Below are 11,886 nucleotides of genomic sequence, written 5' to 3'. Positions count from 1 at the left end.
GGAGGGGAACAGATGGCTGACAAACCAGCTCGTTCTAAACAAATTGAAACTGAAATGACCCTTGAGCAAGTGAAAGAACAACTCACTGAGCTCGGAAAAAAACGTGGCGTTCTTACATATGAAGAGATTGCAGAACGCATGAATGGATTTGAAATTGAATCCGATCAAATGGATGAATACTATGAATATTTAGGTGAACAAGGCATTGACTTAGTTGGTGATAATGACAACGAAGAAGGCCCTAATAATCGCCAAATTACAAAAACAGAAGAAGAGTTTGACCTCAATGATTTAAGTGTACCACCTGGGGTTAAAATCAACGATCCTGTTCGTATGTATTTAAAAGAAATTGGTCGTGTAGACTTACTATCTGCAGAAGAAGAAATTCGACTTGCAACGCGTATTGAAGAAGGCGATGAAGAAGCGAAACGTCGTCTTGCAGAAGCAAACTTACGTCTTGTAGTAAGTATTGCAAAGCGCTATGTAGGCCGTGGCATGCTTTTCCTAGACTTAATTCAAGAAGGTAATATGGGTCTAATTAAAGCTGTTGAAAAGTTCGATTATCGTAAAGGTTTCAAATTTAGTACGTATGCAACTTGGTGGATTCGCCAAGCTATTACACGTGCCATTGCAGACCAAGCACGAACAATTCGTATTCCAGTTCATATGGTTGAAACGATTAATAAGTTAATTCGTGTACAACGTCAATTATTACAAGATTTAGGTCGTGAACCATCTCCTGAAGAGATTGGTGAAGAAATGGATCTTGCTCCAGAAAAAGTACGTGAAATCTTAAAAATTGCACAGGAGCCAGTTTCTCTTGAAACACCAATTGGTGAAGAAGATGACTCCCATTTAGGTGACTTTATTGAAGACCAAGAAGCAACATCGCCTGCGGACCATGCGGCCTATGAATTGCTAAAAGAACAATTAGAAGATGTGTTAGATACGCTAACAGATCGTGAAGAAAATGTTCTACGTCTTCGTTTCGGTTTAGATGATGGACGAACTCGTACGCTTGAAGAAGTTGGGAAAGTATTCGGCGTAACGAGAGAGCGTATTCGTCAAATTGAAGCAAAAGCACTTCGCAAATTAAGACATCCAAGCCGTAGTAAGCGTCTTAAGGATTTCTTAGAATAGGTTATTTTTTAAGTTTACTTCACCTTTGTGAAGTAAACTTTTTTATTTTGTTAATTTTTGTTAAAATTTAGCTATCGGCAACGATTACAATTTCTTGTAATTTATTTTACAGAATTGTCTTTTGATTTGCAAATGCTCATTTTTCGATTTTTCGATTAATTTTGTTTATTATATACAAAATTATATGTAGAAAAGCGAAAAATATGATGAGAAACGTTAATAATTATCGAAATAATAAGCGATATGACAATAAAAAACAATAAACTGAATTTATGGAATATTTTTAACAAGTGGTAGTTTACTCTTTTCTGATAGAGCGTTTTCAAGTACAATGGAAATGACTGAATCATCTAACTATTTAGGGGTATAGAGGGGGGAGAAGAGATATGAAACGTAATCCGCTGATTCCGTTCGCTCTTATTGCAGCATTGGGTATTATCGTTATGTTTGTATTTTCATTTCAGGGGCTAAATAAATCTAAAGAGTTAGCTGATGCAAAAAATGGCGGGAAGCCAGCACAAACAGCATCAAAGCCAGAGGATATTGTGAAGCAAAGCTGTACGAGCTGCCATGGTGATCAGTTACAAGGGGCAGTTGGACCTAACTTACAAAAAATTGGTGGGAAACTTTCAAAGGATGAAATTAAAGAAATTCTTTCGAAAGGAAAAGGCAATATGCCTGCCAATATAGTTCCAGCTGATCAAGCCGCTAAAGTAGCTGATTGGTTATCGAAGAAAAAATAAAGTTCCGTATGACAAGCCTTTTGCTTATGCAAAGGGCTTGTTTTTCTATATTTTCTAAAATACGATGAATGATAGAGCGGTGAATTGTTGTTATGGGCTTGCAACAACTACTATAAATTCATTATCATGGAGACAGACAGACTGACAAGAGAAGGAGTAATGGAAATACATGAATGAAGTAAAGCTTTCAAAACGATTAGAAGAAGTTGTACGTGAAATACCAGTAGGATCTACAGTTGCTGATATTGGATCGGATCATGCGTATTTACCGTGTTATACAATTATAAATAATATTGCTACAAAAGCAGTTGCAGGAGAGGTTGTAGATGGACCATTTCGCTCTGCGCAAGCAACTGTAGCTGAAAGTGGTTTACAAGATAAAGTAGATGTGCGTAAAGGGAATGGATTAGCTGTTATCGCGCCAGGAGAAGTAGATGTAATTACGGTTGCCGGAATGGGCGGAGCGTTAATTCGTGACATTTTAGAAAGTGGTAAAGAGAAATTAGAAGGTGTAACACGTTTAATTTTACAGCCTAATATTGCAGTGCATCATATTCGTGAATGGTTTATTGAGAATGGTTGGGAGCTTATCCATGAAAAAATCGTAAAAGAAGATGGGAAAATTTACGAAATTTTAGTAGGGGAGCGCGGAAATGTTGTAGCGCCTTACTCTGAAAATAAACAAGCTGAATTGTTTATGGGACCATTTTTAATAACAGAAAAAAGTGAAGCCTTCGTTGAAAAATGGGAAGGAGAATTAAAAAACTTCCAAAATATTTTAAAACAGTTAGAACGTGCGGCTGATTCTGAAGAAACAAAAGCGAAGCGTGGGGAAGTAGAAGCGAAAATGAAAATGATAGGGGAGGTTTTATCATGAGTAAAATTCCAAACGGCCATGAAATTATTTCTTTATTTGAAAGTATGTATCCGAAGCATTTGGCAATGGAAGGAGATAAGATTGGTCTGCAGATTGGAGCGCTTAATAAACCCGTGCAGCACGTATTGATTGCGCTAGATGTAACGGAAGAAGTTGTGGATGAAGCAATTCAATTAGGGGCAAATGTCATTATTGCTCATCATCCTTTAATTTTTAACCCGTTAAAAGCGATTCATACAGATAAGGTGTATGGGAAAATTATTGAAAAGTGTATTAAAAATGATATTGCAATCTATGCAGCGCATACAAATGTGGATGTTGCTAAGGGCGGGGTAAACGATTTACTTGCTGAGGCGTTAGGATTGCAAAATACAGAAGTTCTAGCACCGACATATGCAGAAGAAATGAAAAAAGTTGTTGTGTTTGTGCCAGTCACTCATGCAGAAGAAGTAAGGAAAGCATTAGGAGACGCAGGTGCTGGTCATATCGGTAATTATAGCCACTGTACGTTTAGTAGCGAGGGTACAGGCACATTTGTACCTCAAGAGGGGACAAATCCTTATATCGGGGAAACTGGACAGTTAGAACGTGTAGAAGAAGTGCGAATCGAAACGATTATTCCAGCTTCATTACAGCGGAAAGTGATTAAAGCAATGATAACGGCGCATCCGTATGAAGAAGTAGCATACGATGTGTATCCGCTTGATAATAAAGGTGAAACGTTAGGCCTAGGAAAAATAGGATACTTACAAGAAGAAATGACGCTTGGTCAATTTGCAGAACATGTGAAACAATCATTAGACGTGAATGGCGCAAGAGTTGTCGGTAAGTTAGATGATAAAGTGCGTAAAGTAGCTGTACTTGGTGGAGATGGTAATAAATATATAAACCAAGCGAAATTTAAAGGAGCAGATGTATATGTAACTGGTGACATCTACTATCATGTTGCTCATGATGCGATGATGCTCGGTTTAAATATAGTTGACCCAGGACATAATGTTGAAAAAGTAATGAAACAAGGTGTGCAAAAGCAATTACAAGAAAAAGTGGATGCAAAGAAACTCAATGTACACATTCATGCTTCGCAGTTACATACAGATCCATTTATATTTGTATAAGAAAAATAAAAACCGTTGCTCATGTAAGCAACGGTTTTTATTATTGTTCTTTTTTCACTTTCACGCGAGGTAATATTTTTTGTAACGGTACTTTTCGAACTCTTTCCCATGTAGCGGGATTCATTGGGTCATATTGCTCTAAGAACGCGATAACTTCTTTTGTAATCGGCGTTGGAGTAGAAGCACCTGCTGTAACAGCTACGTTTTCTACACCTTGTAGCCACTCTAATTGAATTTCGCTTACATCAGCAACTCGATATGCTTTTGTACCCGCGATTTCTTGTGATACTTGTGCTAAGCGATTTGAATTGTTACTTTTCGGATCACCAACAACAATTGTTAAGTCTGCAACATCAGCTTGTTTAGCGACAGCTTCTTGGCGAACTTGAGTAGCTAAACAAATTTCTTTATGGAATTCTGCTGTTGGGAATTTTTTTTGAATGTCCTCCATTAAATGTTGAACATCCCATTGACTCATCGTTGTTTGATTCGTTACTAAAATTTTATCTGTTGGAATTTCTAATGTTTTTAAATCATCGGCTCTTTCGATAAGGTGAACGATGTCAGGTGCAATACCAACTGCGCCTTCTGGCTCTGGATGATTTTTTTTACCGATATAAATGACATGATACCCTTCCGCTTTCTTAGCTTCGATAAGGTCATGCGTTTTGGTAACATCTGGGCAAGTGGCATCGATTGTTGTTAAACCTTTTTCTTTTGCGCGTTGTTTAACTTCTGGAGAAACACCGTGTGCTGTGAAAATAACAGTACCAGAATCAATTTTATCTAAAATTTCTAAGCGACTTGGACCGTCTAATGTGATGATTCCATCTTCTTCAAAAGCGTCTGTAACATGTTTATTGTGAACAATCATACCTAAAATATAAATGGGTCTCGGCAATGATTTATCTAATGCAGCGTTACGTGCAATTACCATTGCATCGACAACACCGTAGCAATAACCACGAGGGGAAATTTTAACAATTTTCATATGAGTAATCCTCTCCTTCTAAACAAGGGATACTTTTGTGCATAGTCTTTTACATTATAAAGGAGGAGTGGATAGAAAACAAAGGATTGTTACACATATAGTTTTGGTTTTGTTGCTGTTTGTTGAACTGGTTCTTTCGGTAACTCTTTTTCTATTACAGGTTCAATCACTATTTTCTTTCGTTTTCGTTTCTTTTTTTGAGGTGCAGGAGGCGGACTTTCTACCTCAACTGGCTCTGTTACATTTTCCGTTTGATTTTCTTCCGTACTTTTTCCAGAGGTGAGGATTTTAACAATGCTTGGTAGACTACGCATAATAGGACCATACTGTTCGACGACAGGACCTACAGATTGAACGACTTGGGATACTTTTTCGATGTTGTTTATCATATTAGTAGGATTCGAAATTAAGTTCGAAAAGAAACTGCCGATGCCACTGCTTGCTGTTGTGGCAGCTGTAGTTGCGCCGCCGCGCGTTTCATTTGATTCATACATTTGAGGCGGTATCATTTGCTCAGGATGTTGCTGCATGTATGGTTGATATTGTGGATGTTGCTGCTGATATTGTTGCTGGTATTGCTGCTGATATTGCTGTTGATATTGTGGCGGCGGTGGTGGTTGCTGATGCATCATCAGTTGCCCTTCCATTTGTCGGTAAGGTGGAACCATTTGCATAAAAGGCTCGGTTGGATCGTGTTTTTTAAAAAGCTTAGCAAGAAAACCTTTCTTTTTTTGTGCCATTGGTGGTAGTTGTGGAATTGGATATGGTGTATAAGGTTGCTGCCCTGGATTCGGATACATTTGCCTTGTAGGGGATTTCGGAAACATGTGAGAAATCCTCCTTTCTTCAGTTAGGTATATACACATACAATATGCAATAAAAGGGAAGAAGGTTAGTTTTTGAAGTGAAAACCTAAACTAAAGATGGATTTTACTTGTAGATTTCGATATAATGTAGACTTGACTGATTTGTGCGCGCAGTAGAAATTTTAGAAAGAAGGTGTAACTTATGACACAACAAACTTTTACACAGTATGATTTTAAACCATTTTTAATAGATGCAGTTCGTGAACTACGCTTTACAGAGCCGACAGGAATTCAGCAGAAAATTTTCCCGGTCGTGAAAAAAGGTGTAAGTGTAATTGGACAATCCCAAACAGGTTCTGGGAAAACACATGCATACTTACTTCCTACATTAAACAGAATTAATGCAAGTCGTGAAGAAGTACAACTTGTTATTACAGCGCCTACTCGTGAGTTAGCACAACAAATTTACGAAGAAATCGTGAAATTAACAAAGTTTTGTGCGGAAGACCAAATGATTACAGCACGTTGTTTAATTGGTGGAACTGATAAACAACGCTCAATTGAAAAGTTGAAAAAACAACCTCATATCGTAGTTGGAACACCAGGACGTATTAAAGATTTAGTAGAAGAGCAAGCATTATTTGTTCATAAAGCAAATACGATTATTGTCGATGAAGCAGACTTAATGCTTGATATGGGATTCATTCATGATGTAGATAAAATTGCAGCACGCATGCCTAAAAACTTGCAAATGTTAGTTTTCTCTGCAACAATTCCTCAAAAACTAAAACCGTTTCTGAAGAAGTATATGGAGAATCCAGAGCATATTCATATCAATCCAAAACAAGTTGCAGCTGGAAACATTGAACACTATTTAGTGCCTTCTAAACATCGTAATAAAATTGATTTAGTGCATAAAATGCTACTTCAATTTAAACCGTATTTAGCAGTTGTTTTCACGAATACGAAAAAGATGGCAGACCAAGTTGCTGATGGATTAATGGAACGTGGCTTAAAAGTTGGACGAATTCACGGGGATTTATCACCACGTGATCGTAAAAAAATGATGAAACAAATTCGTGACCTTGAATTCCAATATATTGTTGCGACTGATTTAGCAGCACGTGGTATTGATATTGAAGGGATTAGCCATGTTATTAACTATGAGCTACCATCAGATTTAGATTTCTTCGTTCACCGCGTTGGAAGAACAGCACGTGCGGGGCATTCTGGTATTGCAGTGACGATATATGATCCAGCAAACGAAGAAGCGTTAGATAGTTTAGAAAAACAACGTCATATTGAGTTCAAGCATGTAGATTTACGCGGAGATGAGTGGGCCGATTTAGGTGAGCGTCGTCGTCGTAAGAGCCGTAAAAAACCAAATGACGAACTTGATGTTATGGCAACGAAAGTTATTAAAAAACCAAAAAAAGTAAAACCAAACTATAAACGTAAACTTGCAACAGAACGTGACAAAGTGAAGAAAAAATATGGCAATAAAAAAAGATAAGGGGTTTCCCTTATCTTTTTTTTATCCCGCTATTTGTGGGAGGTGTAATCAATATGGATAGAAAAGTATTGATTAAAGTTTCACTTAATCCAGCTAATTTAAATGAAAAGTATAGTCTGTATAAATAGTCATATAAATTTGTGTAGTGCATCTTTTGTGAACAAACAATTCACTACATATTTCTACAAATTATGCTATCATTATATCTATTGTATATTGAAGAGGTGATTGTATGTTAAAGATTGGATCTCATGTTTCCATGAGTGGTAAGAAAATGTTATTAGCAGCAAGTGAAGAGGCTGTTTCATACGGTGCAACAACGTTTATGATTTATACAGGTGCACCGCAAAATACACGAAGAAAACCAATTGAAGAATTGAACATAGAAGCAGGAAGAAAACATATGGAGCTGAACGGAATTGAGGAAATTATCGTCCATGCGCCGTATATTATTAATGTTGGGAATACGACGAAGCCAGAAACATTCCAATTAGGAGTAGACTTTCTTCGCATGGAAATTGAAAGAACATCGGCATTAGGTGTAGCGAAACAAATTGTTCTTCACCCAGGAGCGCACGTTGGTGCTGGAGCAGATGCTGGTATTCAACAAATTATTAAAGGGCTTAATGAAGTATTAACGCCAGAACAGACGGTTAACATTGCGTTAGAGACGATGGCAGGAAAAGGAACAGAATGCGGTCGTAGCTTTGAAGAAATTGCAAAAATTATTGATGGTGTAAAATATAATGAAAAGCTATCTGTATGCTTCGATACATGTCATACGCATGATGCAGGATATGATATTGTAAATGACTTTGACGGCGTATTAAACGAATTTGATAAGATCGTTGGTATAGATCGTTTACAAGTACTTCATATTAATGATAGTAAAAATGTACGCGGAGCAGGAAAAGACCGTCATGAAAACATTGGATTTGGTCACATTGGGTATAAAGCATTGCATCACATTGTACATCATCCACAGTTAATGCATGTACCAAAAATTCTTGAAACACCGTATGTAGGGGAAGATAAAAAAGATAAGAAGCCACCATACAAATTGGAAATTGAAATGCTGAAAAACGGCACTTTTGATGAAGGACTTCTTGAAAAAATTAAAGCGCAATAAGGAGGGGGAAATCCCCTCCTTATTTTAGTAGTTGCTGAAATAATGTATTTACTTGTTGGGCAGTGGCAGGGGAAGTTACTTTTGCGATTTGTTTTAAGAGCTCTAGTCGCTCGTTGTTATCGTAAATATTAATATTTTTACCCTTCATAAGTAAAACGATTTGATCAGCTTGTGCGGCTGTAATGGGAACTTCATATTCTTTGCTATATTTTAATAACTCTTTTGTAGAAATATGATTTAATTTTTTATTAACAATTTGTTTAATGAGGTTCATCTTATTATCCTCCTTCACGCGTTCTTCTATCGAAATATATGAGCATATAGCTTGTACATATTCGTATGGAGTTTCTTTTTTCATGAGGAAAAGAAGCGTATGTTATAATATAAGGACAAAACTACAGAAAAAGAGTAAAGGGAGGACTTATGGAGCAAAAGCAACATCGAAAAGAAAGTGTTATTCATCTCATTTATCGTTTAGTTATGATTATTTTTGGAGCAGCATGCGCGGCGGTAGCAATTGAACTATTTTTAATGCCAAATAAAATTATTGATGGTGGAATTATTGGTATTTCTCTTATATTAGATTATCTTACTCCTAACATTTGGTGGTTAAGTTTTTCTACTTTAGTCGTTGTTCTCAATATCCCATTTATGTATTCCGGTTATAAGCAAATTGGAAAAACATTTATGTTATCTTCGACATTTGGTATTGTAGCGTTAGCTTTCATTGAGTCAACGTTACATGCGGTACCACCATTTACAACAGAACCTATTTTAGCGACAGTGTTTGGTGGTCTTATTTTAGGTCTTGGTGTAGGACTTGTAATTCGTCATGGTGGATCGCTAGATGGAACTGAAATTATGGGGATTTTATTAACGAAGAAATTACCATTCTCTGTTGGTGAATTCGTAATGTTTGTGAACTTATTTATTTTTGCATGGGCAGCATTTGTGTTTGGTGTGGAACAAGCGATGTATTCTGTTATGACGTACTATATCGCATTTAAAACGATCGATACAGTAATTCAAGGGCTAGATGAAACGAAGGCGGTTTTAATTGTATCTGATCAATATGAGGAAGTATCAAACGCGATTTTGCATCGTCTTGGCCGTGGAACTACAAAGCTTGTAGCGAAAGGTGGTTACACGGATAAAGAAAAAGAAGTTATTTATGCAGTTGTAACGCGTCTAGAAGTGACGAAGTTAAAATCAATTGTGCATGAAATTGATGAAAATGCGTTTGTTACGATTATGAGCACGCAAGAGACAAATGGTGGTAAGTTTAAATCGGCTATTCACTAAAAAGTTTATAGGAATATTTTTCGAAAGCAGAGAATTTTTCTCTGCTTTTTGTTATAATAGTAAGGTTTCTTGAAAAAATAGATATATTTTAGGCAGATTGGTTTACAACTATAATAAGCTGTACTATAATTCAAATAGATATAAATCGGAATCATTCTGAATTAAAATAGGTGAGATGCTATGAATAATATATTAGAAATTGAAGGTTTAACATTCCGATACGAAGATCGGAATGTGTTAGAAAATATTAATTTGCAAGTTCCGAAGGGAGCTTTTTTAGGTTTAGTGGGACCGAATGGTTCAGGTAAATCAACTCTACTTAAGTGTTTATTAGGTGTTTTAAAGCCAAAAGAAGGAAGCATTCGCGTGTTTGGCGTTGATAGTAAGAAGTTTAAGGAATGGAACAAAGTTGGTTATGTATCCCAAAAGGCAAATAGTTTCAATTCTGGTTTTCCAGCAACTGTTTCTGAAGTTGTGTCAATGGGACTTGTTTCGAAAAAAGGGCTTTTTCGCTTTTTCACAAAAGAGGATAAGAAAAAGGTAGAAAAAGCAATTGCTGATGTAGGGATGAGTGAGTTTCAAGGTCGTAACATTGGAGAGCTTTCTGGTGGACAGCAACAGCGTGTATTTATTGCTCGTGCGCTCGTTAGTGATCCTGAATTGCTTATTTTGGACGAGCCTACTGTTGGAATCGATGTAAAAAATGTGGAAAGTTTTTACGAAATATTAGAGGATTTAAACAAAAGGCTCGGGATCACATTAATTCTTGTTACTCATGATATGGGAGCTGTTACTGAAAAAGTAACACATGTTGCATGCCTAAACCAACATCTACATTTCCATGGAAATGTAGAGAAGTTCCGAGAGTTAGAAGATGCAGAAATGTCCGTCTTATATGGACATCATGTTCATCGTTTAGAACACGAACATGAGCATCACGGGAGGATATAATGATACAAGATTTTTTACAATATGACTTTTTACGTAATTCTTTATACGCAGGTATTTTAATTGGACTTGTTGCACCGCTAATTGGTGTGTTTGTTGTTATTCGTCGTTTATCTCTTATTGCGGATGCATTAAGTCACGTGACGTTATCGGGTATTGCAGCAAGTTTATTACTTGAAAAAACCATTTTTACAGGTGGGTTTTTAAACCCCTTATATATGGGGATGATTTTCTCGATTGGTGGAGCGCTACTAATCGAAAAGTTACGAACTGTATATAAGCACTATCAAGAATTAGCAATTCCAATTATCCTTTCGGCAGGGATGGGGGTTGGAGTTATTTTCATTTCACTTGCAAATGGATTTAACACAGACTTATTTAGTTATTTATTTGGTAGTGTCAGTGCTGTAACAAGTACAGATTTAATTATTATTGGGATTGTAGCAATTGTTGTTGTTGCGACAATTATTTTATTATATAAAGAGCTGTTTCTATTATCATTCGATGAGGAATACGCAGTATCAACTGGTTTAAGAGCGAAATGGATTCACTTTATTTTCATTATATTAGTTGCTCTTGTCATTGCAGTATCAATGCGTGTAGTGGGGGTTCTTCTTGTATCATCATTAATGACGTTACCAGTTGCAGCAAGTATTCGTATTGCTAAAGGATTTAAACAAACAATTTTCTTTTCCATTTTATTCGGTGAAATTGCAGTAATTGGTGGAATGTTTGCTTCGTATCAACTTGATCTAGCGCCAGGTGGTACAATTGTTATGATAGCAGTTCTTATTTTAATCGGTGCGATTTTATGGAAGAAGAAAAAAACTGCATAAAGTAGGGATAGGTATGAATCTAACAGAAGCTTTACGCCTAATGAAAGAAAAAGGATACAAACATACTGGAAAAAGAGAAGAGATGCTCAGATTATTTGCAGCACATAATCGTTATTTAACTGCGAAAGACGTTTTAGAGCATATGAAGGACGATTATCCAGGACTTAGTTTTGATACGATTTATCGTAACTTAACAGTTTTTGCTGAGATTGGTGTTTTAGAACAAACGGAATTAAATGGTGAAAAACATTTTCGTTTTATTTGTTCTATTATGGAACATCATCATCATTTTATTTGTTTGGATTGTGGGGGAACGAAAGAGATTACTTCCTGCCCAATGGATTTTATGAATAAAGATTTTACCGGTTATGAAGTAACGGGTCATAAGTTTGAAATATATGGTCGTTGTCCAAAATGTGCAAAGTAAAAGCTCGTCGGTTAAACTGACGAGCTTTTTTACGTAGAAAAGAAGGTTGCTCACAA

The 11,886-nt window shown here is 36.4% G+C and carries 13 protein-coding genes; 10 read left to right on the top strand and 3 right to left on the bottom strand.

The features are described from left to right. Window positions 1-12: 12 nt before the first annotated feature. The 4 genes from rpoD (at window position 13) to MKY21_RS21605 (ending at window position 3,878) form a co-directional block, all read left to right on the top strand. Complete coding sequence (rpoD, locus tag MKY21_RS21620; protein WP_000764066.1) at window positions 13-1,140, top strand: RNA polymerase sigma factor RpoD; 1,128 nt, start codon at window positions 13-15, stop codon at window positions 1,138-1,140. Between the two features lie 386 nt (window positions 1,141-1,526). Continuing rightward, a complete protein-coding gene (gene cccA / locus MKY21_RS21615; RefSeq protein ID WP_000828141.1) occupies window positions 1,527-1,883 on the top strand; it encodes a cytochrome c550 in 357 nt (118 codons plus the stop codon). Window positions 1,884-2,052: 169 nt separating this feature from the next. After that, on the top strand, window positions 2,053-2,760 hold the full coding sequence (locus MKY21_RS21610) for a tRNA (adenine(22)-N(1))-methyltransferase (protein ID WP_341077347.1): 708 nt from the start codon (window positions 2,053-2,055) through the stop codon (window positions 2,758-2,760). Further along, a complete protein-coding gene (locus tag MKY21_RS21605; RefSeq protein WP_061663042.1) occupies window positions 2,757-3,878 on the top strand; it encodes a Nif3-like dinuclear metal center hexameric protein in 1,122 nt (373 codons plus the stop codon). Before MKY21_RS21610 ends, MKY21_RS21605 begins: the two co-directional genes overlap by 4 nt. A 40-nt stretch (window positions 3,879-3,918) precedes the next feature. Here the strand turns inward: MKY21_RS21605 and MKY21_RS21600 are convergent, their stop codons facing one another. Both MKY21_RS21600 and MKY21_RS21595 read right to left on the bottom strand, forming a co-directional pair. Continuing rightward, window positions 3,919-4,869 carry a 4-hydroxy-3-methylbut-2-enyl diphosphate reductase gene (locus tag MKY21_RS21600; protein ID WP_000706659.1) on the bottom strand — a complete coding sequence of 317 codons (951 nt, stop codon included), beginning with the start codon at window positions 4,867-4,869 and terminating at the stop codon, window positions 3,919-3,921. Between the two features lie 89 nt (window positions 4,870-4,958). Then, window positions 4,959-5,696, bottom strand: coding sequence for a YqfQ family protein (locus tag MKY21_RS21595; protein WP_061663041.1), 738 nt, complete (start codon window positions 5,694-5,696; stop codon window positions 4,959-4,961). A gap of 181 nt (window positions 5,697-5,877) precedes the next feature. Between MKY21_RS21595 and MKY21_RS21590 the strand changes: the two genes are divergently transcribed. Together MKY21_RS21590 and MKY21_RS21585 are read left to right on the top strand one after the other, a co-directional pair. Further along, the gene (locus MKY21_RS21590) at window positions 5,878-7,188 is read left to right on the top strand and encodes a DEAD/DEAH box helicase (protein ID WP_000194015.1); all 1,311 of its coding nucleotides are present in this window, start codon (window positions 5,878-5,880) and stop codon (window positions 7,186-7,188) included. Between the two features lie 232 nt (window positions 7,189-7,420). Beyond that, window positions 7,421-8,317, top strand: a complete 897-nt coding sequence (locus tag MKY21_RS21585; RefSeq protein WP_000912460.1) for a deoxyribonuclease IV — start codon at window positions 7,421-7,423, stop codon at window positions 8,315-8,317. A 19-nt stretch (window positions 8,318-8,336) separates the two neighbouring features. Here MKY21_RS21585 and MKY21_RS21580 read toward each other — a convergent pair whose 3' ends face one another. Next, window positions 8,337-8,591, bottom strand: a complete 255-nt coding sequence (locus MKY21_RS21580) for a DUF2624 domain-containing protein (protein ID WP_001048954.1) — start codon at window positions 8,589-8,591, stop codon at window positions 8,337-8,339. 149 nt (window positions 8,592-8,740) lie between these two features. Here MKY21_RS21580 and MKY21_RS21575 point away from each other — a divergent pair, with 149 nt between their 5' ends. The 4 genes from MKY21_RS21575 to MKY21_RS21560 all read left to right on the top strand — a co-directional run bounded on the left by MKY21_RS21575 (window position 8,741) and on the right by MKY21_RS21560 (window position 11,830). Next, complete coding sequence (locus MKY21_RS21575) at window positions 8,741-9,619, top strand: YitT family protein (protein ID WP_000435963.1); 879 nt, start codon at window positions 8,741-8,743, stop codon at window positions 9,617-9,619. Window positions 9,620-9,799: 180 nt separating this feature from the next. Continuing rightward, window positions 9,800-10,570 carry a metal ABC transporter ATP-binding protein gene (locus tag MKY21_RS21570; protein WP_001059662.1) on the top strand — a complete coding sequence of 257 codons (771 nt, stop codon included), beginning with the start codon at window positions 9,800-9,802 and terminating at the stop codon, window positions 10,568-10,570. Then, window positions 10,570-11,403 carry a metal ABC transporter permease gene (locus MKY21_RS21565; RefSeq protein WP_000613815.1) on the top strand — a complete coding sequence of 278 codons (834 nt, stop codon included), beginning with the start codon at window positions 10,570-10,572 and terminating at the stop codon, window positions 11,401-11,403. Before MKY21_RS21570 ends, MKY21_RS21565 begins: the two co-directional genes overlap by 1 nt. Before the next feature lie 13 nt (window positions 11,404-11,416). Beyond that, entirely contained in the window at window positions 11,417-11,830 is a 414-nt protein-coding gene (locus tag MKY21_RS21560; protein ID WP_341077344.1) for a Fur family transcriptional regulator, read from the top strand. The last annotated feature ends 56 nt before the right edge of the window (window positions 11,831-11,886 follow it).

The sequence above is a fragment of the Bacillus sp. FSL R9-9497 genome (assembly GCF_038005805.1).
Lineage (GTDB): Bacteria > Bacillota > Bacilli > Bacillales > Bacillaceae_G > Bacillus_A > Bacillus_A cereus.
The sequence above is the reverse complement of the archived record's forward strand: the minus strand, read 5'-3'. Positions and strand labels throughout refer to the sequence as shown.

Excerpts from the sequence above, each read along its gene's own strand:
- MKY21_RS21575 (WP_000435963.1), top strand. The coding sequence starts at position 8,741 with ATGGAGCAAAAGCAACATCGAAAAGAAAGTGTTATTCATCTCATTTAT.
- MKY21_RS21570 (WP_001059662.1), top strand. The coding sequence starts at position 9,800 with ATGAATAATATATTAGAAATTGAAGGTTTAACATTCCGATACGAAGAT.
- MKY21_RS21585 (WP_000912460.1), top strand. The coding sequence starts at position 7,421 with ATGTTAAAGATTGGATCTCATGTTTCCATGAGTGGTAAGAAAATGTTA.
- MKY21_RS21595 (WP_061663041.1), bottom strand. The coding sequence starts at position 5,696 with ATGTTTCCGAAATCCCCTACAAGGCAAATGTATCCGAATCCAGGGCAG.
- MKY21_RS21560 (WP_341077344.1), top strand. The coding sequence starts at position 11,417 with ATGAATCTAACAGAAGCTTTACGCCTAATGAAAGAAAAAGGATACAAA.
- MKY21_RS21610 (WP_341077347.1), top strand. The coding sequence starts at position 2,053 with ATGAATGAAGTAAAGCTTTCAAAACGATTAGAAGAAGTTGTACGTGAA.
- MKY21_RS21565 (WP_000613815.1), top strand. The coding sequence starts at position 10,570 with ATGATACAAGATTTTTTACAATATGACTTTTTACGTAATTCTTTATAC.
- rpoD (WP_000764066.1), top strand. The coding sequence starts at position 13 with ATGGCTGACAAACCAGCTCGTTCTAAACAAATTGAAACTGAAATGACC.
- MKY21_RS21600 (WP_000706659.1), bottom strand. The coding sequence starts at position 4,869 with ATGAAAATTGTTAAAATTTCCCCTCGTGGTTATTGCTACGGTGTTGTC.
- cccA (WP_000828141.1), top strand. The coding sequence starts at position 1,527 with ATGAAACGTAATCCGCTGATTCCGTTCGCTCTTATTGCAGCATTGGGT.
- MKY21_RS21590 (WP_000194015.1), top strand. The coding sequence starts at position 5,878 with ATGACACAACAAACTTTTACACAGTATGATTTTAAACCATTTTTAATA.
- MKY21_RS21580 (WP_001048954.1), bottom strand. The coding sequence starts at position 8,591 with ATGAACCTCATTAAACAAATTGTTAATAAAAAATTAAATCATATTTCT.
- MKY21_RS21605 (WP_061663042.1), top strand. The coding sequence starts at position 2,757 with ATGAGTAAAATTCCAAACGGCCATGAAATTATTTCTTTATTTGAAAGT.